The 22,762-nt window shown below is 69.3% G+C and carries 14 protein-coding genes and 1 pseudogene; 5 read left to right on the forward strand and 10 right to left on the reverse strand.

The window, feature by feature from the left end; genetic code table 11:
- Positions 1-45: 45 nt before the first annotated feature.
- Together ACZ5WC_RS11965 and ACZ5WC_RS11970 are read right to left on the reverse strand one after the other, a co-directional pair.
- Positions 46-1,599: a DUF8189 domain-containing protein gene (locus ACZ5WC_RS11965; protein ID WP_468540672.1), complete on the reverse strand. Its 1,554-nt coding sequence runs from the start codon at positions 1,597-1,599 to the stop codon at positions 46-48.
- Between the two features lie 306 nt (positions 1,600-1,905).
- Positions 1,906-3,567 (reverse strand): PLL family lectin, encoded by a 1,662-nt coding sequence (locus tag ACZ5WC_RS11970; RefSeq protein ID WP_468540673.1) that lies wholly within the window; start codon positions 3,565-3,567, stop codon positions 1,906-1,908.
- A 213-nt stretch (positions 3,568-3,780) separates the two neighbouring features.
- Between ACZ5WC_RS11970 and ACZ5WC_RS11975 the strand changes: the two genes are divergently transcribed.
- A complete protein-coding gene (locus ACZ5WC_RS11975) occupies positions 3,781-4,839 on the forward strand; it encodes a vWA domain-containing protein (RefSeq protein ID WP_468540674.1) in 1,059 nt (352 codons plus the stop codon).
- A gap of 162 nt (positions 4,840-5,001) precedes the next feature.
- Here ACZ5WC_RS11975 and ACZ5WC_RS11980 read toward each other — a convergent pair whose 3' ends face one another.
- A complete protein-coding gene (locus ACZ5WC_RS11980) occupies positions 5,002-5,649 on the reverse strand; it encodes a LysE family translocator (protein ID WP_468540972.1) in 648 nt (215 codons plus the stop codon).
- 239 nt (positions 5,650-5,888) lie between these two features.
- On the opposite strand from ACZ5WC_RS11980, the pseudogene ACZ5WC_RS11985 reads away from it, so the two are divergent.
- Positions 5,889-7,233, forward strand: a pseudogene (locus ACZ5WC_RS11985) (aminotransferase-like domain-containing protein).
- 128 nt (positions 7,234-7,361) lie between these two features.
- Here ACZ5WC_RS11985 and ACZ5WC_RS11990 read toward each other — a convergent pair.
- Together ACZ5WC_RS11990 and brxD are read right to left on the reverse strand one after the other, a co-directional pair.
- Positions 7,362-9,500: a DEAD/DEAH box helicase gene (locus ACZ5WC_RS11990; RefSeq protein WP_468540675.1), complete on the reverse strand. Its 2,139-nt coding sequence runs from the start codon at positions 9,498-9,500 to the stop codon at positions 7,362-7,364.
- Positions 9,500-10,828, reverse strand: a complete 1,329-nt coding sequence (gene brxD, locus ACZ5WC_RS11995; RefSeq protein ID WP_468540676.1) for a BREX system ATP-binding protein BrxD — start codon at positions 10,826-10,828, stop codon at positions 9,500-9,502. The genes ACZ5WC_RS11990 and brxD overlap by 1 nt, the downstream gene beginning before the upstream one ends.
- Positions 10,829-10,928: 100 nt before the next feature.
- Between brxD and ACZ5WC_RS12000 the strand changes: the two genes are divergently transcribed.
- On the forward strand, positions 10,929-11,666 hold the full coding sequence (locus ACZ5WC_RS12000) for a DUF3800 domain-containing protein (protein WP_468540677.1): 738 nt from the start codon (positions 10,929-10,931) through the stop codon (positions 11,664-11,666).
- 166 nt (positions 11,667-11,832) lie between these two features.
- Here ACZ5WC_RS12000 and pglZ read toward each other — a convergent pair whose 3' ends face one another.
- The 5 genes from pglZ to ACZ5WC_RS12025 form a co-directional block, all read right to left on the reverse strand.
- Entirely contained in the window at positions 11,833-14,775 is a 2,943-nt protein-coding gene (gene pglZ / locus ACZ5WC_RS12005; protein WP_468540678.1) for a BREX-2 system phosphatase PglZ, read from the reverse strand.
- Entirely contained in the window at positions 14,772-18,671 is a 3,900-nt protein-coding gene (gene pglY / locus ACZ5WC_RS12010) for a BREX-2 system ATPase PglY (protein WP_468540679.1), read from the reverse strand. The genes pglZ and pglY overlap by 4 nt, the downstream gene beginning before the upstream one ends.
- A 106-nt stretch (positions 18,672-18,777) precedes the next feature.
- A complete protein-coding gene (locus ACZ5WC_RS12015) occupies positions 18,778-20,670 on the reverse strand; it encodes a DNA/RNA helicase domain-containing protein (protein ID WP_468540680.1) in 1,893 nt (630 codons plus the stop codon).
- A 203-nt stretch (positions 20,671-20,873) separates the two neighbouring features.
- Positions 20,874-21,104: a hypothetical protein gene (locus ACZ5WC_RS12020; protein ID WP_468540681.1), complete on the reverse strand. Its 231-nt coding sequence runs from the start codon at positions 21,102-21,104 to the stop codon at positions 20,874-20,876.
- Positions 21,101-21,493, reverse strand: coding sequence for a hypothetical protein (locus ACZ5WC_RS12025; RefSeq protein WP_468540682.1), 393 nt, complete (start codon positions 21,491-21,493; stop codon positions 21,101-21,103). The genes ACZ5WC_RS12020 and ACZ5WC_RS12025 overlap by 4 nt, the downstream gene beginning before the upstream one ends.
- 180 nt (positions 21,494-21,673) lie before the next feature.
- Between ACZ5WC_RS12025 and ACZ5WC_RS12030 the strand changes: the two genes are divergently transcribed.
- Together ACZ5WC_RS12030 and ACZ5WC_RS12035 are read left to right on the forward strand one after the other, a co-directional pair.
- Positions 21,674-22,516 (forward strand): helix-turn-helix domain-containing protein, encoded by an 843-nt coding sequence (locus tag ACZ5WC_RS12030; protein ID WP_468540683.1) that lies wholly within the window; start codon positions 21,674-21,676, stop codon positions 22,514-22,516.
- A complete protein-coding gene (locus ACZ5WC_RS12035) occupies positions 22,498-22,707 on the forward strand; it encodes a DUF397 domain-containing protein (RefSeq protein ID WP_468540684.1) in 210 nt (69 codons plus the stop codon). Before ACZ5WC_RS12030 ends, ACZ5WC_RS12035 begins: the two co-directional genes overlap by 19 nt.
- The last annotated feature ends 55 nt before the right edge of the window (positions 22,708-22,762 follow it).

A 22,762-nucleotide genomic window follows, 5' to 3' on the forward strand; every position in this document is an offset into this window, starting at 1 on the left:
TGAGCCCTTCGTGGAATTGATTCCTCCGATTGAGTCCTCCGGAGGTCAGTCGACGCCGGGACCCGCCGAGTTGTTGAGCCAGTGCCACTGGGACCAGGTGGTGAAGCCGGTCTGCCATTTGTGGAAGGTGCCGTCCTGGTTGGTGCCGAAGACCTCGATGCGGCCGTCCGCGTTGGTGGCGGCGGTGACCTCGGTGCCGCCGGTGCCGAAGGTCGCCCAGTCGCCGTAGGGGGCGTTCACGGCGGTCTGCCAGATGTGCATGGCGGTGGTGTCGTTCACGGCGAAGACCTCGACCCGGCCGTCGGGGGATCGCTCGCTGGTGAGCTGCGAGTCGGCGGGGCCGCCCGTGGGGTCCCAGTCGGACCAGCTCGTGGGGCCGGTCTGATAGCGGTGGAAGACGCCGGTGGGGCCCGACGCGAAGATCTCCAGGCGGCCGTCGGCATTATGATCGATCGTCAGATCGTGGCCGCCCTCGCCGAATCCCTCCCACTCGGACCAGCCGCCGTTGGGGGCGGTCTGGTACCGGTGCTCAAGGGCGGTGCCGTTGAGAGCGAAGACCTCCAGCCGCCCGTCGGGTGCCTTCCCCATCTCCACCCGGCTGTCGGCGGGGCCGCCGCCTGTGGGCTTCCACCCCGACCAGCCGCCGTTCGGGGCGACTTGGTACTGGTGGAAGAGCCCTACCGGACCGGAGGCGTAGACCTCGATGCGGCCGTCGGCGTTGACACCGGCCGCGATGTCCCGGCCGCCGCCGCCGAAGTCCGCCCAGTCCGACCAGCCGCCCGAGGGGCGCGACTGCCAGCGGTGCTGGAAGGTGTCGCCGTTGATGGCGAACAGTTCCAGGCGGCCGTCGGAGTTAGGCGCGATGGCCAGTTCGGCGTTGCCGGGCCCGCCGAGCGACTCCCATTCCGACCAGTCGCCGTTCGCCTTCTGCTGCCATGCGTGATGGATGCCGTCGGCACCGGCGACGAACAGCTCCAGGCGCCCGTCCGCCGACCGCGCCGACACGACCCGTCCCGACTCCGCCGGATACACGGGTGGTTGGGGACGCGGAACGCTGCCCGGGGTGCAGGGGAGCACCACGCCGCGCTCCGCGAGGTGGACCTCGGGGTCGATCCCGCGCGAGGCGGACCGGTCGCTCCAGATCCGCAGATGGAGGTGGGGGCCGGTGGACTGCCCCTCGGAGCCCATCAGGGCGATCTGCTGACCGGCCACGACCCGGTCCCCGACGACGACGTCCCGTCGGCTCATGTGCCCGTACTCGGAGATGCGCCCGTCGGGGTGCTGGACCCGGATCCACTGGCCGTAGCCGGTGTTGTCGTACCCGGAGATGGTCACCTCGCCGTCGCCCACGGCGTAGATCGGCGTGCCGACGGCGTTGGCGATGTCGACACCGTTGTGGCCGTCGTGGAAGTGCTGGGACACGAAACCGGCGGCCGGGCAGGCCGCTGTGGCGGCGAGGGCGGCGGTAGAGGTGGTGGCGGTGGTGGTGGCCCGGGCGGCGGCCGCGGCCGGAGTCGCGGGCAGCAGCGTCGGCAGCAGCAGGGTGGCTGTCGCCGCGAGAACCCAGGTCAGCGCGCGTCGGGAGAGTCCTGGAAGCACGAGTCCTCCTCCCCTTGGCAGTCTCGGGGTGAGTGGGATGGACGGTCGGGACATGCGAACCGCGGTGCGCAAGGCAGTAGGAAGGCAGCGGAGCGGTGCGCAAGGCGGCACGAACGCAGTGTGAAGCGGTACGAAGGCAGTACGAAGGCGGTACGGACGCTAGCAACAGGGCGGGGCCGAGTAGACCCCGGAACGTTACGGGCTGACAGACGGAACCACGTCGACTACACGGGAACGGTGCTCGGAGCCGTCGTCCCGTTCGCGGCTGACGCGGTTCACGGGACGACGGCGTGAAGGGGACAGCCCTTAGGTCATCGCGGGGCCCGAATCGTTCAGCCAGGCCCACTCCGACCAGGTGGCGAAGCCGGTCTGCCAGCGGTGGTAGACGCCGACATGGCTGGTACCGAACACTTCGATGCGACCGTCGGCGTTGTTGCCCGCACTGACCGACGTACCGCCGCCGCCGAACTCCTCCCACTGCGAGAACTCCGCGTTCGGGCGGGTCTGCCAGGCATGCCCCGCCGCCGTGCCGTTCATGGCGAACACCTCGATCCGTCCGTCGACCGACCGTGCCGTGGCCAGCTCGGCGTCGGGGAGTCCGGCGGTGCCGGTCCACTTCGACCACGAGCTCGGGCCGGTCTGCCAGCGGTGGAACACGCCCTCCGAGTTCGAGGCGAAGACCTCCAGCCTGCCGTCCTGGTTGTAGCTGGCGGCCACCGCGTGCCCGCCCGTGCCGAAGGTCTCCCAGGCGGACCACCCGCCGTTGACGCGTGTCTGGTACAGGTGCTCGAACGTCGAGTCGGACAGCGCGAAGACCTCAAGACGGCCGTCGGACGCGGTTTCCATGGCGAGCCGCGCGTTGGCCGGGCCGCCGTGGGTGCCTTCCCAGCCGGACCAGCCGCCGCTGGGCGCGGTCTGCCAGCGGTGGAACACGCCCTCCGAGTTGGAGGCGAACACTTCGATCCGGCCGTCGGCGTTGTTGCCCGCGGCCAGTTCGTGCCCGCCGGTGCCGAAGGTCTCCCAGTCGGACCATCCGGCACTGGGCCGGGTCTGCCACATGTGATCGAACGTGGTGTCCGACAGTGCGAACAGTTCCAGCCGCCCGTCGGCGTTGGACGCCACCGCCAGTTGCGCGTTGCGCGGACCACCCGCGAACCGCCAGGGCGACCACGCGCCGTTCGCCTCCGTCTGCCATGCGTGATAGACACCGTCGGCCCCGGCGGCGAAGGCCTCCAGTCGTCCGTCCGCGGATTGCCCGGACACGATCCGGCCGGAGGCGTACGGGTGCTTGGGGCCGCCGCTCGTACCGGACCACAACGCGTTGGCGATCAGCGTGGCGTCACCCGCCTCGATCCCGTACAGGTGGCGCAGGTCCTCGCGCGGTTGCTGCACCTTCCAGCACACCTCGCCGATCGGCGCGTTGTTCCAGGAGCCGTCCGGGTAGCGCCGTTCCATGTCGTCGAGGAAGGCGTTGGTGGCGTAGGCAGGGTCCAGCCGCTGCTCCTTGCTGCCCCACCAGTCCTGCTGCTGGAACAGTCCGATGCTGGTGTGGTCGACCGCCTGGGAGTAGTTGTTCATGCTGGATTCCACGATGATCGTGGCGATGGCGATCGCCGCGGCTCTCGGGTTGAGCCCCCGGTCCTTCACCGCCTGCGTGACCATCCGGGCACAGGACATCTTGTAGGCATCCAGATATCCGGCCATCTTCGCTTTGAGCTGCGGGTTGAGCTGGGTGGCCATGACGCCGTCGGTGGCCGAGGGGCCGGCCGGGTCGCACGGTGCGGTCGGAATGGCCAGGCCCTGAGGGCCGCTGAAGTACCGCGAGACACCGGACCGGTCGTCGCCCGGCCCGGGAGCGGGCAGGGGCCGGGCCACGGCGACCGAGGCGGTCAGCCCGATGATCAACGCCCAGATACCGGCCACCAGGGCCAGCCCGGTGAATGCGCGGTGCGAGCCGCTTCCTGCCATGGTGTGCCTCTCCGTCGGGAACTCCGCTCGTTGGCGGCCGACAGTAGGAAGCGCCGATGAAATACCGATGGAATCGGCCCCTTCCTGACCCCTCGCTGGCCCCTCCCTGGCCCCCCCCCGGGGCCCTCCCCATCCCGCTGCCCCGGGCGTTGTCAGTGCCTCCCCATAGAGTCGGAATCACCAGTCGGGGAGCCTCGGAGAGGGAGCACAGACATGTCCGCCAACAGGATTCAGCACAAGGTCAATCACGTCGCGCTGGTCGTGGACTGCTCGGGTTCCATGCGGCAGCACGAGAGTCAGCTCATCCGGGTCGTCGACGAATTCGTGGCGGGGCTGAAGGCCGAGTCGGACAGCCTCGGTCATGAGACCCGGATCAGCCTCTACTCCTTCGACCACAGGGTGGAGAACCTGGTCTGGGACATGGACGTGAAGCACCTGCCGTCCATGCGGGGGCTGTACAAGGTCAACAACGGTGCCACGGCACTCATCGAGGCCTCCCTCAAGTCCCTGGAGGACCTGGGGCACATCTGGGAGGAGTACGGCGAGCACAGCTTCCTCCAGATCGTGGTGACGGACGGCGAGGAGAACGCCTCCGGCGGCGATCGGCGGCACGACGGGGACATGGCGATCCTCGGCCCCTGGCTCGACAGGATCGCGGCGAAGATGGGCCGGCTTCCGGGGCACTGGACGTCCGCGATCCTCGTTCCGAACTCGCTGGCGAAGCGCACCGCCCAGAACTACGGCTTCCCGGCGGGGAACATCGCCATCTGGGACGCGGACTCCCAGGAGGGTGTGGAGGAGGCGATCGGCACCGTGCGCGCCGCCGCCACCAGCTTCCTGCGCGGACGGGAACAGGGCGTGCGCGGTACGAAGAATCTGTTCGCCGTCGGCCAGGACATATCGGTGGACGATGTGCGGGCGGTCCTCGAACCGATCCCGGCCGACAAGTACCGCCTCCTGAAGGTCGACAAGGAGATGGAGATCCGGCCGTTCGTGGAGTCGCACCCCGGTGTGGCGTACGAACGCGGCTCCTGCTACTACCAGTTGGGTGCCCGGGTGCAGGTTCAGCCGGGCAAGGAGGTCATCGTGGTCGAGAAGGACACCGACCGGGCGTATGCGGGCGACGCGGCGCGCAGCCTCCTGTTCGGAACGGGCGTCCACGGCACCGTTTCCGTGAAGGCCGGAAACAACCCCAAGCTGGAGGTGTACGTGCAGAGTCGTTCGGTGAACAGGAAGCTCAAGGCGAACACGCGTCTGCTCATCATGCTCTGACGTCTGACGTCTGACGCCTGCCCTATGCCCTCTGCCCTATGCCCTCTGCCCTCTGCCCTCTGCCCTCTGCCTTCCGATCGTTCTGCCCCCTGCCCTATGCCCTCTGCCCTCCGACTCTGGCTCCCCGGTCTCTGCTTGGTGCCCGTGCTCAGGCCCCGGGGATCAGCTCGCGCCGGCCGGTGCCGATGTGTCCAGGGCCACCGAGACGGCCAGCAGGCCGAGTGCCGTTCCCATCAGGTAGCGCTGGGCCCGGAGCCAGGAGGGGCGGCGGGCGAGGAAGAGCGCGATGGTGCCGGCGGCCAGGACGATGCTCAGGTTGACAGTGAGGGCCACGGCGATCTGGACGGAGCCGAGGACGATGCCCTGAAGGAGGACGTTCCCCGCATCCAGGCTGATGAACTGAGGGATGAGGGAGAGGTACATGATGGCGATCTTCGGGTTGAGCAGGTTCGTCATCAGGCCCATGGTGAACAGCCTGCGCGGGGAGTCGTGGGGCATCTCCTGGGGGGCGAAGACGGAGACGCCCCCGGGCTTGAGGGCGCTCCACGCCAGGTAGGCCAAGTAGAGGGCACCGGCCATTTTCACGGCGACATACAGCGGGGGCACGGCGAGGAACACCATCGACAGGCCGAGGTTCGTGGCCAGCAGATAGACCAGGAAGCCCACGGCGACACCGCCGAGGGACACCACACCGGCGCGTCGGCCCTGAGTGACGCTCCGGGAGACGAGGTAGATCATGTTCGGGCCGGGGGTGAGCACCATGCCCAGGGCCACCATCGCGACACCCAGCACTCCGCCCAGCTCAACCATGGCCACCCGCCGCTCTGTTCACGTCCCGATCACGTCCCGAGGTGTGCTGTCGCGCAGGGAAAGCACCGGGGCAGCACCGGCAGCACCGGGATTGCTCCTGGTGCGACTCGGGGCAATGCGAGTCTAGGTTCGCGCTTTAGCTCGGTTCAATGCTGGACATTGCACTCGGTGCAATGATGTGTTCCGATGCCGCTCACTGAGGTTTCGGTGCCGTTCACTACGGGGGGGGGGTGGGGTCCGTGAAGGACTTCCGGAGCGTTGCCGACACGGTGGCGCGGGAGATCGCCGCCGGACGGCTGAAGCCCGGGGAACGGCTGCCTCCGCAACGGGACTTCGCCCGGCGGTACGGCATAGCCAACTCCACGGCGACCCGGGTCTACCAGGAACTCGCCCGCCGGGGCCTCACCGTCGGCCAGGTGGGACGCGGCACGTTCGTGCGCGATGCCCCCGGTGCGCCCGCGCCGGCCCCCGCCCTGTCCGAACCAGCCGTCGGCCGGGTGGACCTGGAGCTCAATCATCCCGTGGTACCCGAGCAGGCCGGGCTGCTCGCCGCCGGGCTCGACAGGCTGGTGCGCCCCGAGCGGCTGGAGTCGGTGCTCCGGCCGGTCGGCCCCGACGGCACTCCCGCGGCTCGCGAGGCGGCGGCGGACCTGCTCGCACGGGGTGGCTGGCGGCCCCTCCCGGAGCGGGTCCTGTTCGCCGGGAACGGCCGTCAGGCGATCTCCGCCGCCATCGCCGCGCTGACCCGGCCGGGCGCGCGGCTGGGCGTCGAGGAGCTGACGTATCCGGTGCTCAAGGCCATCGCCGCCAGGCTCGGCGTCACCCTCGTGCCGCTGGCCATGGATGCGGAGGGGCTGATCCCCGAAGCGGTGGAGGAAGCGCACCGCGCCGAACCGCTGCATGCCGTCTACGTACAGCCTGTTCTGCACAACCCGCTGTCCCTCACCATGCCCCCGGGCCGGCTGGACCGTCTGGCCGATGTGCTGCTTTCCTCGGGCGTCCATGCCGTCGAGGACGCGGTCTGGGCCTTCCTCCGGGGCGACCTGCCGCCTCTCGCGTCGCGGGCCGCCGAGCGGACGGTGCTCGTCGACAGCGTGTCCAAGCGGTTGTCCCCAGGGGCTGTCCCTAGGGTTCGCCGTGGCTCCCGCCGCGCTGGTGGGGAGGGTGGCCGCGTCCGTGCGCTCCGGGGGCTGGGCGCCGATGCGGTTTCCGCTGGAGGCGACGTGCCAGTGGCAGGCGGACGGTGCTGTCGACCTGCTCGTACGGGCCAAGCGGCGGGAGGCCATGGCGCGCCAGGAGATCGCGCGGGCCCACCTCGGTGACTTCCGCACCCGCAGCGATCCCCTCTCCTGCCACCTCTGGTGGGAGCTGCCGAGCCCCTGGCGCGCCGACACCTTCGTCGCGGCCGCCGCACGGCACGGCATCGCGGTCACCCCGGCGGCGGCGTTCGCCGTCGGCCGCCCCCGTGGCCCCCAGGCGATCCGCCTCGGCCTGGCCTCGCCCACCGCGGCGACCCTCTCCCGCGCCCTGTCGACCCTCGGCGATCTGGCGCGGTCCGCGCCTGAGGACCTCGTTCAGGACTAAGACCCATTCTTCTCTATAGAGGAGAATCTAGTGAGAAGCAGGGGCAAGGGCGGACAGCGAACGGCTATGAACTGCTTGGCTCGACAAACTTAGGCGTGTGCTGAAGACCGGTCGACTGGAGGGGAGCGTCATGTCGTGAAGCCGTGGTGGAACAGCACCGCTTCATGCAAGGCCGCGCGGGCTCCCTCGAAGTCAGCAAGTCGGGCGGCGACCGTGGCCACCGCGAGCCGTTCGGGCAGGGCAGCGGAGAACTTGAGTCCGTGTACGGCGCGGCGATCGACATCCGGAAGAACGAGGGCCGGGCTAGCGCTCGCGGCCTCGTGGCTCTCCCGCCACATTTCCTGCGTCAGGTCTTCACGCAGGCGTACGTAGCAGTCCGTGGGGCGTTGGACGGGATCGGCGATGGACGGCAGCGTCGCCGCCAAGGTCGCGTTCGCACGGTAGCCGGCCCAGGTCCACCAACGGACGTCCGTGCCCTGACGGCTTACCAAGGTCCGAGCCGGGTGTACGAGTGAAGGGGCCTCGTCCTCCCGCCAGCCGGCCAGGCAGACCTCGGCACGACGGGTGAGGGAGACCGGAGGATCCTCCCCGATGAGCACCGTGCGCATCGCACGGGTGAGGTGGTACGAGAGGCCGAGGACCGAACCACTGCTCCACTTGGCGACCCCGCCGCCGTCCGCCGGTTCGACGAAGGCCCGTTTGCGGGCCCAGTCGATGAACGTTACCTGCCAGCTACGCCCACCGAGCAGGAGCCGACGGGGCCCGGGGCGTTCCTCGGTCAGCACCGAGGGGTCCATCTGCCCGATCTCGGTACGGCCGGCGAGGACGGTGAACTGAGGCGGTGCGGTGAAGGACGCTGTGAGCTCGATGAAATGACGCCGCCCGAAGCGCCGTTCCGCCTCGGGGCCGATGAAGAGAAGCCCGTCGTCCTCGTCAAGGAAGCCCCGCGTCACCAGATGGCGCAGGATTGGCGTCGCCGAGGCGTCGAAGGGCACCAGACCATTCCATTGCATCGGCCACAACCGGTCACCGACGCGCTGCTGCTGGAGCGTGACCGCGAGCAACTGCTGGGCGACCAGATGGCGAGGCTCGGGCGGCGGGATCACCGGCTCCACCCATCCCTTCCTCCACAGGAGGAGCAGCGCGGCCGCCTGAAGGAGCGTGTCCTTCCGGGTAGCGAGAAAGAGGCAATTGCGGGTGCTGCCCGGACGTCTTCCCGTGCGTCCGATGCGCTGGAGGAACGAGGCGACGCTGCTGGGCGAGTCGATCTGGATCACACGGTCCAGGTCACCCACGTCGATGCCCAGTTCCAGTGTCGAGGTGGACACGATGACGCAGTCCCGGGCCTCGGCGAAGGCTTGCTCCGATCTGGCCCTTTCCTCCGCCGAGAGCGAGGCATGCGACAGGAACACGGTCACCTCCCGCTCACGCAGGGCTGCTCCCAACTGTTCGACCTGTCGTCGGGAGTCGCAGAAGACGAGCCGTTTCTCGCCGCGGTGCAACGTGGCGATGAGCTTGGCCGCGTTCTCCAGCGAACCGACGTAGTCCAGTTCCACCTCGCCTGTCGGCGCCGGGCCGATCGCGGAGGGACCGGGCGCGATCACGCGAGCCGGCCGCTTTCCCGCCCCCGATCCCTGAAGCCAGGTGAGTAGCTGCTCCGGGTTGCCGACGGTCGCCGAAAGCCCGATTCGCTGGATCGGACGCCCGGTAACGCGTTCCAGTCGTTCCAGCACCGCGAGCAGATGCCAGCCACGATCGTCACCCGCGAAGGCGTGAACCTCGTCCACGACAACCGCTCGCACATCTCCCAGCAGGTGCGCGTGATCGGTCTTCACGCCGATGAGCATGGCCTCCAGCGACTCCGGAGTGGTGAGCAGGATGTCCGGTCGGTCGGCACGGATGCGCTGCCGCTGCGACTCCTTGGTGTCTCCGTGCCACAGGGCGGCTCGTCTCCCCAGCCACTGGGCGTAGCCGTCGATGCGCGTCACGAGGTTGTTGAGCAGTGCCTTGAGCGGGCACAGGTACAGCACGGATGTGCCGGACCAGTGTTGCTCCGACATGGCTGACAGGATCGGCAGACAGGCCGCTTCCGTCTTCCCGCCCGCTGTGGGAGCGAGGAGAACGGAGTCCTCACCGTCCATCAGCGGTCGGATCGCCGCCCGCTGCAGCGGGCGCAGGTCCGGCCAGCCCAGTGTGTTCACCACATGGTGCAGGACCACCGGATCCAGGCGGTCCACAGGATCCTCGGACACCGGTGGCTGCCCCATCACACGTCCAGTTCGATGTCGTCCGCCGAGTGGCCGGCTGCGGAGTTCCGTTCCACGTCGGTGAGTTCGTTGCTGCTCACAGTCAGCCGGTAGTGGCGGCGGGGGTCGAAGTCGTCGAACTGGTCGACCCGGTCGAGGACGTCTCCGACCAGCTTTTTCAGGAAGAGCCGCGGTGCCACTCCCACCTTGCCGCCGAGTGCACCGCCGACCGCTCGGGCGAGTTCGGCGACATAGGCGTCGTCGACGACGGACACGATGCGGTCGGGGGCCGAAGCCCCCGCCGCGTACAGGTCACGGATGGTCACGCCCAGATCGACCAGGGATTCCTGGGTGAAACCGGGCAGGCGCAGCTGTACGGCCCGCGGGTTGTCGAAGCGCGGGTCGGTGGTGAAGTCGGTGGCCAGCCGCTGGGCGAGCGGGGCCAGGCGCTGCGCGCCCTGCTGCCCGTCGTAGAACGCGGGCGTACCCGTGATCACGAGATAGAGGCCGGGGAAGCGGCCCGAGTGGATCTCGTCGATGAGCTGGCGCAACGCGTTGAGGGCTTTGTCCCGGGCATCGGAACGGATCCGCTGGAGCGTTTCCACCTCGTCGAGCACGACGAACAGTCCACGGTGCCCGGAGTCGCGCAGCACTGTCAGGAGGCCTTGGAGGAAGCCGAGGGCACCGAAGTGATCGAGGTCGCCCCGGACGCCGGCCGACCGCCGGGCAGCCGCGGCGACATGCGGCTGGCCGCCCAGCCATGCGAGTACGGCTGCCGCTGTCGCTTCATCGCCTTCGGCGAGGGCCGCCCGGTATCCGCGCAGGGCGGTGGCGAAGGACGGGGCGTGCCGTGAGACCTCGGCCAGCCGGGTCGTCAGCAGGTCCTCGACCTCACGGGCCAGCTCGTCCTCGCTTGCACCGGCCGCTAGGGCGTCCTCCTCCAGGGCGTAGAACCAGGCGTCCACGATGGGCCTGAGCGCACTCGGCGGGAAGCTGGCCGTGGCCATCCGCTCGGTGAGCCTTCGGTAGACGGTTTCCAGCTTGTGCAGCGGTGTTTCGGTTTCCGAGACCTGGATTTCGGCGACCGCGAAGCCCAGGCGTTTGGCCCGCTCGCCCAGCCACCGGGTGAAGAACGTCTTGCCCGACCCGTATTCGCCGCGCACCGCCTTGAACACGGCCCCGCCCGATGCGACCGCGTCCAGTTCGCCGTCGAGCGCGGAAGCGAAACGGTCCAGTCCAGTGGCCAGCAGGTCGAGTCCGCTGTCCGGTACGGCCCCGCGCCGCAGCGCATCGATCACGGTGCGACGGCGGGCGGCAGAGGCGGGAGGATTCGGTTTCGCTGAACTCACCGGCCCAGTCTCTCACCCGGCATGATCAGGACCCGGGGCCGTACCGTGAGGGCTGTCTCCCCCTCCTTCACGGCCGGTGCCGGTGTGAAACACTCACGTTGTGTTGCTGACCTATGTCGATGAGTCATACGACCGGGACCACTACTGGATGGTCGCTCTCGTCGTGGCGGAGAAGCATCTACGTCCCTTGCAGCGCGCACTCGACTCCGTCGTGGCCAAGGCAGCGGACCACTATCCCGTGGACCGTCATGCTGAACTTCACGGTCACGCACTGGTGCAGGCCCGCGACGACTGGACGCGGATGGGAAACAAGGGCCACAACATGGTGCGCGCCCGCATCGGTGTCTACGCGGATGCCATGAAGGCGATCGGTGCGCATGACGTACGGGTCATCGTGCGGGGGCTCGACCTGCGGCCCCATCGCAGCAGCCATTTCGGTCCCGGAGTCTGTCCCTCGCCGCACGAAGTTGTTCTGCGGCAGCTGTTGGAAGAGATCTGCGAACACGTGCAGGTGCGGGATGAGCTGGCCTTGGTGATCGCCGACGAGATCGACGGGGCGGACGACCATCGACGGCGTTTCCGTGACTACCAGCAGACTGCCGTGGGCGGCAGTGTGGGCGACGAACTGCCGTGTCTCGTGGACACCATCCACTTCGCACCCTCGAAGGCGAGCAGGCTGCTGCAGGCGGCGGACCTGATCGCGTATCTGCACCGTCGGTTGGTCAGTGGGCAGGACGGCGATCCGCGGGCGCGCCGAGCCAATGAGACGCTCTGGTCGTACGTGGCTCCCCGCGTCGCCCATAAGCACTGCTGGGCGCCTGACCAGCACACCTGCTGACGCGTCGGACCAGCCTGTGCCGATCTTCCCCCATGCAGCACAAAGGCCCCGCTTCCGCGGGGCCTGAGGCGAACCGGGCGTCAGTTTCTGGAGACGTCCCTGAAATCGAGGCTAGCACGATGGCACGCGGTACGACTGCCTATGCACAGCCCCGATACGTTCCCGTTCAGCTCAGCTCGAACTGCTCTCGCAAGAGCCCTTGGTGCAACCGCAGGGTCCGCCCGTCCGGCAGAGTTTCCAGGACCTGTACGCCGTCGTAGTTGAGCAGCTGACGCAGGACGGCAGCGAAGCCGTCCGCACGGGTGACCGGAAACTCGACGCGCTGGGCCAGGGCTGTCACGGGCAGGGTGCCGCCCGCATCGACGAGCGCCTGGACCGCCTGCCGGAACCGGTCCAGCTCGCGCTCGCGCGGTTTCCGGGCCAGCAGCTCGACCTGGTCCTGGAAGGCAGCCGACCCGAACAGCCGGTGAACCAGGATCTCGGTCTGCGTGCGCAGCTCCGTCCTGACCAAGGCGTCCCCGGTCTCCTCGGCCGGGACCAGAACGACATCGAACAGCGAGTCGTGTGTACGCGCCAGCTCCGCCTGGGTCTTGGACGGGGCCTGTCGGCCCGGCTTCTTCGCAGGAGGGGCGGTACCGGGAGACGGCGGTACGGGAGCCGGAGCTCGCTCGTCCAGGAACCACCATGGAGGCCGCTGGTCACCCAGCTCACGCCATTCCTTCGGGGGTGTCGCTCCGAAGGGCAGGAAGGCCAGAACAGGGATGGTGAACTCCGCGAGGGACGCCCCGCCGTGGTAGCCGGCCTTGAGCGCCGTGTAGCGGGAATCCGCGTCCCACAGGGCGACGATCGACCCACCGGGATCGGGCCGGACGACCCGAGGCCCGCTCAGCGAGACCTCAGCCGCCGACAGCGTCCCGCCGGGCAGACGGTGGCGGGCCGACTCCGGGACACTCGCATCGACCTTCGTGCCGCGCCGGTCCACGACATGCCCGTGGTCGCTGGTCAGGAGCACGGCCATGCCCTGGGCCGCCGCCACCCGAAGCAGTTCGACCAGGCCCGGGATGTCGGAGGCGCGCCAGGTCCCGTCGCCGAGCTTCTGCTCCTTGGCGAGCCGGTCGTCGATGGCGTTCAGGACGACAGCCACATGGGTGCGTCCGTCGGCGAGGGCTTCGCCGAGGGCGGGGCCGAACACTTCTCCGGCGCTCGACGTGCGCAGGTCGTCCTTGTGGAACACGGCCGCCGGGGCACCGCCCCACAGCTTCTGCTGAGGGAAGAGCCTCTTCTCGTCGGCCTGGGTGCCCTTCATGAGGCGGCCCGCGAACAGAGAGGTGCGGGAGACGGCGGTCAGGGTCGGCAGCGCGGCGGCCATGGCCCGCCGGTGCGGTTCGCCGTCCTTGACCGGATCGAATTCGGCCCACGTGGAGCGCAGCTCCTGGCCGAGCTCGGTGGCGATCGCGGCGCTCATCCCGTCCAGGACGAGGAGGAGGACACGTCGGCCGTCGGAGCTGCGGATGATGGGCTTCACCACCCGGTCCAGGAAGGTCTCCACCGTGAGCATGGAGCCGGGAGGTGTGCCCGCCGCGGTCCAGGTGGCCAGCGACCGCGCGAAGTCCCGGTCGATTTCATGGCGGCGTTCGCGGACACGGGCACCGAGCTTGTCGTACGCGGACCGAAGTGCGGGGTCCGGGTCGCCGCCGGCCTCGATGTGTTCCAACGCCTGGTCCACCCACCCGGTCTCCGCGAGGTGGCGCTCTATTCCGGCGCCGGTCGAGTCGCACGCGGTGGGCGGTTCACCGGCGAGCCACTGTGCCAGGCGCCCGCCCATCCTGGCCCGCCGGATCCGGATCCTCGCCTCGGGATCAACGGCCCGCCGGTGCTCCTCCAGGTTCCGGAAGGCGTCCGTGAGAGCGCTGGTCCGCCCCGATTCCAGGACGTGCCCCACGGCGGCGAAGCGGGCTTCCAGACCGGTCGGGAGGAGCGGGCTCGCCTGAGCGGCGGCTTCCGCCCCGAACTGCCGGACGAGTGAAGTGGCCCGGTCCAGAACGGTGTCGCCGATCCGACGTGCCTCCCGTGACTCCTCGCTCTCGGAGCCCCCGCTCCGTGCGGCGGCGGTCAACAGGACGCCCAGGTAGTCCTCACAAGCACGACCGAAGGCGGACGCCAGGTGGTCGAGCTGTTCCCCCGTGGCCAGGGACTGCTCTCCGAACCATCGCTCGGCCCGGCCCCGCGCCAGGTAGACCTCGGCGTCCGGAGAGGCGTGCTGCCACAACGCGGCGCAGACCAGCCCGAAGGCCACCGCATCCTCGCCGTGTTCCGCCTCGACCAGGGCGAGGAGAGCCTGTCCGGCAAGTCCTGCTTGGTCCTCCTCCCCCAGGAACTGTCTCAGCCCCGTACGCTCGGGGCCGCGCAGTTCGAGTAGCCGACCGGGGCCACCAGGGCTCAGGGACCAGCTCAGCAGGGCGTGGGTGTCCAGGGCATCGTCCGTCCTCCGGACGCGGTACGTCGGCCCACCCGACTCGGTGTCGTATCTTCCGAGCCGCAGTCGGCGCAGGGCGAGGGCGGACAGGGCTTTCCGCCGGGAGAGCACACCGCCCGCCAACGGAGGCCAGCCGCCGGGCGGGGTGGCGTCCAGGAGGGCCTCGGCAGCCCAGTTGGCATGCCGGAGCCGCGTGTCGACCTGCTCGGCGCCGAACGCCTCACGGACCACATCCCAGCTGTCGAGCGTGTCGATGCGCTTCTTGTGGACGCGGGCCAGGATGGCGGGGTCGAGTTCGCTCTGTTCGCGGTCGGTCAGGATGACGAGCACGGCGGGGCCGACGGAGTCCGCGGTGGTGGCGGAGTCCGTCTTGTTCTCGAGCGGCTCACCGAGGTGTTGCAGGAGCAGTTCATGTACGGCGAGTGGCGAAGGGGCTGTGGAGATGCGGGCGGTACGGCCCTCGCCCCACACCGGTTCGGCCGGTCCGTCCCACTGGGGGGCGGAACGCAGGAGGACGGCACGGCGTCGCCCGGCGCCGGTGAGGGACGAGGCCAGCGATGTCTGGGACGACAGGTACTGGGTGATCGTGGCGACGTTCAGCCGGGCGATCGCCGATGTGCTCGTGACGCTCATGACTCGACGACCCGCCAGGTGATCTCGACCGCGGTTCCCGGTTCACGGGCCGCCAGGTCGGCGATCTCGGCCTGGAGCTCGGCCACGGCCCGTGCCGCGGTCGTGCGCCCGCCGCCCGACCGTCGGCTCCGCGAGCCGCTAGGGCCGGGCTCCGCCACCCGGTCAGTGGGAACGGGTGGATGGCTGGTCCCGGTGTCGAGCGGTACCTGGTCCGCGCCGGGAGTGGCCGGCGGCACCGGGGGCGGGGGAGTGACCGCGGCCCGGTTGCGCTTCACCAGCGCCAGCACTTCGCGCTGCGTGCGGGTGAGGGCGTCCTTCAGGTCGATGGTCCGCTGGTCGCTCCCGGCCGCGTTGCGCAGGGAGTCCAGCAGGGCCTGTCCCTCGGGCCCTTCGTTGACCGCCAGCTCCAGCGTGGTCCAAGACGTGTCCGTCAGGGCGCGGGCGACGTCCTTGGCCTGGGTGATCGAGGAACCGAACCGGTCCGCGCTCACCTGTCCGAGGTCGAAGGCGGCCAGCGCGTCCACTGTCTTCTTGGCCCCGGCCGCACCCTGCCCCGCACTCTGACCGAGAGCCTGCAGCAGCTCGACCGACCGCCGGGCGAGAGGCAGCCGCGCGGCCTCGTCGGTGCTGTCCAGCCGGAGGAATCCCCCGTGCTCCTCCAGCTTCGCCACCAGGCTGATCGCGTAGTCCTTGTGGGCATGGGCAGCCTGGACGATCTGGCGGGCGAACTGGTTGACCATGCGACCGCGCCGCAGCGTGGGAGCGGGCTCCCCGAAGATCGTGGCGAACCGCTGACGAGCCGTTTCCCAGTCCTGCTCGGAGGGCCGGGGCTGGCTGCGCAGCGCGTCGTGATCCTTGATCTGGGACAGCTCCGGGGCAGGGTCCAGCGGCATCCCGCTCCGTACCCACACCCGGTCGTCCATCTCCGCGAACGCGGCCACGATCAGCCGGGTGAGGAAGTCGGGCAGCCCGCGCGGCTGCGGCAGATCGGTCCAGTCGGTGAGGGTGATCAGCGAGAGGTCACCGGCCACCCCACGCTCCCGCGCGAGCTGCCGGAAGTGGTCGGCCCAGAAGAGCGACAGCTCGAAGTACGCCTCCTTCTGCTGACCGAGACGCAGCGGCCCCGCGATGCGCTGGAGCAGCTTCCGGTCCGCGGCCGGCACCTCGGTCCGGTGGTCGCGAGCCTCCGCCGCCGCCCGGATATGGGTGAAGACCTTGCGGGCGTCGGCCGCCTTCAACGGGATGCCGGTGTGGTCCGGGTCCAGGTCCGGGTGCTCGGGGAACTGATCGGCCAGCAGCTTGCCCGCCACGTGTCGCAGCCCGTCCCGCATCGACTGACCGAAGGAGAAGACCAGCCCGTCGATGTCACGCAGCGACTGGAGGTGTTCGGAGAAGCCCAGCTCCACATCGGTGGGCTTCTTCTCCGCCAGCCCGTACGCCTGCTTGAACGCGGCCTTCACGTTCTTCAGAAGCGACTCCCGCTGGGTCTCCAGCAGCCCCTTGGCGCGGGCGCGGTTGTCCGCGTTCAGATGACCGGCGTACTGGCTGTCGAACCGCTGCTCGTCGGAGAGTGCCTTGTCGATGACGACGAGCCGGCAGAAGTCGGTGTACCGCTGGGCGGAGAGGTGGGCCGGCAGCCAGGCGACCGTGCGCCACGGCTCGCCGTCCTGCTGCTTCTCCCGGAGCCGTCGCACCCGGTTGACGTCGTCGATGGGTCCGTACTCGCCCTCGTCGTACGGGAGGTCGACGACGATCCGCCAGAGACCGTCCTCGTTCGGCGACAGGTCGTGGTCGGGCAGCTCCTCCTCGTCGGCGAGGTTACCGAAGAGGACCTCCGCGCTGCGGCTCGTACCGCGCCAGTCGAAGTTGACACGATTCGTCAACTGGCCGTGCTCGATGGCGAGTTCCTCGGACAGGAGTCGCTTGGCGAGCGCCTGCCGGTTGCCCGGGTTGTCGTTGACCTTGGCGTTGGCGATGACGGAGTCGACGTCCACACCGGTCAGTTCGAGCCGGACACCCGGGTTCGTGTCGGTGCCGGTCTCCTTGATCTCCGGGAAGCGCCCCGCCCACTCCGCGATCTTGTTCTTCAGGATGCCGTACTCGCGGCCCGGGATCGGGGCGACGACGGACCCGTAGTTCAGCGCGGACAGCCGACGGATCGTGAGGTCGGAGAGCGCGGGCACGCTGGGCGCGAGCGCCGACAGCAGCAGGGTGCCCACGATCCGGTTGTCCCCGACGAAGATCTTCACCCGACCCCTCAGCTCCGGGTCGGCGATGCTGTCAGGGCCCCGGTGGGTGTACTGCTCGACGTCCTCCTCGGACACGTTGTGCGTGCCGAGCAGGTAGGGGCGCAACTTGGTGCGGTAGAGCTTGTCGGCCGCCTCGAAGACGACCTTCAGGCTGTCGGTGAACGGCTTGTCGCCACCGGCCGTGATCAACGGGTACAGATCTCCCACCGGGATCAGGTCCCCGAGCCGCAGCTCGTCCCGGTGGTCGGCGAGCAGCTGCCCCATCAGCTTCATACCCGTCCGGTTGCGCTGGAGGGCGGAGGAGACGTGGACGAGGGTGTCCATGAAGGCGGGGGAGAACGGGTACGTCAGCCGGAAGCTCTCCTCGTCGGCCCCCACTCCGTCGGCCCCCCGGTCCGAGCCCAGCAGGGTGTCCCACACCTCCTGGCGGACCTTGCGCGTCTTCTCGAACTCGGCGTTCACCAGCGCCGCCGACTCCAGGTCCTTCGGGGTCAGCAGCCGCGCGTGCGCCACCTGGGGCAGGTTGCGGTCCTCCAGGGTGATCTTGTCGAAGCGCCCGGACGCCAGGTTCAGTGTGTCCTGGATGGACGACTCGGCCGCCCCCGAAACCTCCTCGCCCACCAGCTCGCGCAGGTCACGCTGGCGTGCGATGAACGACACCACGGGCACGGCACGCCGTGCGTCGCCGCCCTCCACGAAGTTGGTGATTTTGCTGGCCTCGCGTGCCACGAACTTCTGGTCGTGGATCAGCGTCGCCAGCCAGAGGATCAGCTCGTCCAGGAACAGGATCAGCCCGTCGTACCCGAGGGACTTGGCGTGCTCGGCGATGACGGACAGGCCCGCGTCCAGCGACACGAACCCGTGCTCGTCCTCGGCGGCGCTCCTCGTGAAGCCCGGCAGCAGATGCGCGTTCGCGTCCTCCACCAGCCGGGCGCGCAGCTCGGCCGGCGTCGACGGACTCACCAGATTCAGCGCACGACCCGACTCGTGCACTTCCTCGGCGGCCAACGCGGTGTCCAGCAGTTCCGGCTGCCAGGCGAACGCCTCACCCCACTCGTCGTCCTCGTCGCCACCGGTGGCCTCCGAGGGCGCGAGGCCGTCGATGATGAAACGGTCCCCGTTGCGCTCCCGCAGCGACCGGATGGTGTCGAAGAGCGCGTCCGTCCGGTACACCTGCGGAGTCGGGGCCTCCGGGTGCAGCTTCTTCACGTGTGTGACATAGCCCCCGAGGACCCGCTGCTCCAGGGCCTTGGCCCCCAGCATGTGGTAGGGCACCAGCAGGAACCGTTTCCCGTCAGTGCCCAGCCACTCGTGCTTGGACAGCACCGGGTCGAGGTCGACCCGTGCCCGTGCGGCGGGGCTGCCGCTCAGCAGGGCGTGCAGCACCGCCATGAAGTGCGACTTACCCGAACCGAACGAACCGTGCAGATAGGCCGCCTTCGACGTGTGCCCGTCCAGCGCCGCCTTGATCAGGCCCAGGGCCTCGTCGAAGTTGTCCCGCAGCCGCTCCGTGACCACGTAGTCCCGCAGAGCGCCCTCGGCGCCGGCCGGGGTCGTCGCCTCCGAGAGCCGGAGAACGAAGTCCGAGGTCGACAGGGACTCCTTGATGTCGATGACATCGCGGAGCAGGGGCGGCTGCTGGGCCATGGGCGGTCTCACTCTCCGGCGGGCTGATGGCAGGTGGTGTGGTCCGATCGTATGGCGTGGGTACGACAGCGGACCAATGATCCCGCCATCCCGGGACCGCCCCGGGTCAGACGGCGGCCAGGTCCTTCGCCACGGCCTCCGGGCTGACGAGGGAGCGCAGCTTCTCCCGGGTCTCGGGGTCGGTGGAGTAGATGATCGTTCCGACCATGCCCCGGGTCAGCAGCACCTTGTACGTGTTGCGGATGAGCCGCGCCACGTCGGCGTCCGGGGTCGCCTTGGTGAAGACCGGGTCCTTCGACGCCGTACGGTCGACCACCCACCGGTCGGTCCGCCACACCAGGTCCGGCCCCATGATGACGCCCGACCAGTCGTACTCGAAGCCCTGGGCGGTGTACACGCACCCCACCTGACCGAACCCGGCCGGATCGGTCGCCCACAGCGGCGCCGGCGGCGCACCGAGCACGGAGCGGTCGCCGTACAGGTTCCACGGCCGGTCCCAGTCACCGATGACGACGTCGGTGGGCAGGGCGGACATCTCCGGCGTGATCTTCGTCGTCCACTTCCAGCAGTACCCGGCCGCCATGCGCGCCCCGTACTTCTCCGCCCGCCTGGCGATCAGGAAGTCCTCCAGCTCCTGCGGGCTCTCGGCGGTCCGCAGTTCCACCTTGCCGTCCGGCTCCCACGCCACGGGCCCGTCGCCCTCCAGCCCCAGCAGGTTCGCGACCCACTTCACGTACGCGTCGCTGCCCCCGCAGCGGAACTGGCTGTCCAGCTCCACAACCACGCAGTCCAGGCCCATCGCGGCGGCGGCCGCCCTGATCTGCTCCTTGGTTCCCATCTCGCCGGGGCGCACCACCTGGTGCTGGTCCAGCAGGAACACTGGTACGCGGGCGGCCTCGATCAGTTCCGCGACCTGGGGGCGGCCGGTGCGCAGCTCGGCCTTGGTGTAGCGGTTGGCGGAAGTCTTGCGGAGCCGATGGGACTCGTCGCAGATGACGACGTCGAGATCGTTGGGCTCGGCGTCCATGAAGCTGTTGAAGTACATGAACAACTTCTGCACCTCGGGCTTCCGGTGCCCCACGACCTTGCGCATGGTCTTGGTGAACGACGCGGACCCGGTCGCGTGCAGGGCGGTCACGCCGCGCCGGTACAGCTCGCCGAGGAGCGACAGGGCGATCACGCTCTTTCCCGAGCCCGGCCCACCGGTCACGACGACCACCTGCTTGTGGTTCGACCGCTTCGCCCTGCGCACGGCGGAGAGCACCAGCTCGTAGGCGACCCGCTGTTCGTCGAGGAGCACGAACTGCTCACGGTCGCGGACCTCGGCCGCCGCGACCGCCATCAACTGCTTGGAGGGGCGTACCTTCCCCTGAAGCAGGAGGTCGGCGGAGTGCGCCCCGGACTTCGGGGCGAGCCGCGAACGCAGGAAGTCGAGGAATGCGCCACGCTGCTCGGCGGTGTACATGGACCCCTGGATGTCTCCCGTTACCTCGCGCAGGGGGCTGATGTCGGCTTCCTTCGCGTTGTGCAGGAACGCCACTCCGGCGACCGACTCCGGGATCCGCTCCAGAGCGCCGTTGAACGACAGCAGGTACGAGACGTAGCCCCGGACCTGCTCGATGGGGTGCAGCAGGGGGCGCGGGTAGGCGTCGATCCGGCAGAGCAGCGGCTCGTCCTCCTCCGCGTAGGCCTTGCTCCACTGCTTGAGTTCGACCACGACGTACGACGGCTCCCCGGTGACCGGGTGCACCCCGGCGAGCAGGACGTCGGCACGCTTGCTGGTCAGCGGCAGGGAGTACTCGATGAGCATCTCGACCTCGCCGAGCCCCGCGTCGAGCAGCGCCCCGGTGAGGGCGGGGATGCTGCGCTTCCAGGAGCGCACCTCGGAGTCCCCGGCACTACGGCCGTGCGCGTGCTTGAAGTTCTCCATCAGATGCAGCGTCAGCGAACCTTCGAGGTTGCGGGCGGCGACGGACGCGGCGGACTCGCGGAACAGCAAGGAATTGCCCCCAGGCAGCACGAAATGACTCGTGCGGGTGGGGGCATGTCCTCTTCAGTCCGCTGACGCGGAACGGAAGCCCGGCGGGCCGCTGAGATGATCCTTCTCATCGTAGGACGGGGGTATGACAGGCGGCGAGGCTTTTCGAACGCGAGGCCGAGAGGACCCCTCCCGGCGCGCGCCACCGGTGGCGGCCGCCGAGGTCAGAAGTGGTGCGGCTGTCGGCTGCGGGCGTTGACCTCGGCGAGCTGCGCGCTCAGGAACTCGGCCCGGCTGAGCGGTCGTAGGTGCCCCGGATCGGCCTCCCACTCCCGGCCTCCGCCGAGCGGCCGGAGCAGGACGTACGGGCTCCGCTGGCCCGCCACGAGCCCGACCCGCCCGCTCCCGCTGTCGTGGACGGCAACCCCGACGCCGGGGACGCCGTCCTCGGTCACCGGGCCAGCCCGTTGGTGATCGCCGTCGCGAGGGCGTGGGCCACGGGGGCGGAGCACACGCCGAGGTGGACGAGGGCGTAACGGATCTCGCCGGACCGCTCTGTTGTCGGCTGCGTGTGGTCGTGGGCGTTCTCGCCGCCGTCGCCGTACGGGGAGGGTGTGCCGTCCTCGCGGAGGGCGTCGGCCCACGGGGTACGGACATCCATCGCGGGAAGCTGGATGCCGGCCCGGGACAGGGCGGCGGCGAGGGCGTCGCGGGCGTCCAGGGCCTCTTGGACCTTGGCCGAGCCCGGGAGTCCGCCGGGCGGAACCGGGACGTGGGCGGCGGTGGCCGTGGTGGCGGAGGTGTGCTGGGGCGTCCGGCGGGGGAGGGGCGGCTTGGAGGACATGTGGGGGCCTCTTCTTTCGGCTGGTTGTTGCGCGGAACCGGTGCTCCGGCCGTAGGTCGTGAACTACGTTGCGTGAGGGGCTCGTTACGAGAATGCCCTGGTCAGGGGCGGAGTCCTGCCGAAGCCGGGGGAGTTTCCCCGGCCGGATCCGCAAGTTCCACACGTTCCACGGAGGGCGCGATGCCGACGAGGCGAGCGGTCACGGGCCGCAGCAGGGAACCACGAGCACGGTTCGCGGAGGAGTTACGCCTCCTGCGCACGGCACGCGGCCACAGCCTGCGGCAACTGGGCGACCGGCTGGGCTGGGACTGGTCGCTGTTCGGCAAGATGGAAAAGGGGGAGACGGTCGGCGGCCCGGAGGTGGTCCAGGCGCTGGACACGCACTACGGGACGCCTGGGTTGCTGCTGGCGCTGTGGGAGTTGGCGGTGAGTGACCAGACGCAGTTCCGGGAGCGGTACCGGCGGTATATGACGCTGGAAGCGGAGGCGGTGAGCATGTGGCACTTTGCGGTGGGAGTACTGCCTGGAGTGCTGCAGACGGAGGCGTACGCGCGAGAAGTGCTGGCGGCTGGACGGCTCACAGGCGAGGAGATCGAGGCACAGGTGAAGGCTCGACTTACGCGGCGGGATCTACTTGAGGGCGAGGGCGGACCTCACTTCCGCTGCATCCTCTCTGAGACGGTGCTGCGTACGGGCCTCCGCGACGGGATCGCATGGCGGGAACAGCTCAAGCATCTGCTGGAGGTGGCGTCCCGGCCCCACGTGGTCGTGCAGGTTTTGCCGCACAGCGCTGGTGCACACAGTCTGTCGAGTACCGACGTGATGTTCCTACGTGTTGCCGAGGGACGTACTGTTGCATACGTGGAGAGTGCAAGCCACGGCAACCTGATCGAGGCATCTCGGCAGGTGGAGGAGCTCCAGCAACTGTACGATTCGGTGCGGGACTTGGCGTCGTCCCCGGGCGAGTCGCGTCAGCACATTCTGCGCGTGTTGGAGGAAGTACCGTGCGATCCATTGACCTGAGCATTGCCGTGTGGCGCAAGAGCAGCTATAGCAACTCTGACGGCGGCCAGTGCGTAGAGGTTTCTGACAGTTTCTCTGATGTCGTCCCTGTTCGTGACAGCAAGAACCCGTCCGGCCCCGCGCTCGCGTTCGCGGTTGGCGGCTGGTCGTCGTTCGTGACTGCCGTAAGGAATGGCGAGCTGAACGCCTGACCCCGACCCTGGTACAAGATGGCCCTCGCTGACACGTTCAGCGAGGGCCATCGAC

The sequence above is a fragment of the Streptomyces sp. NPDC033165 genome (assembly GCF_055577965.1).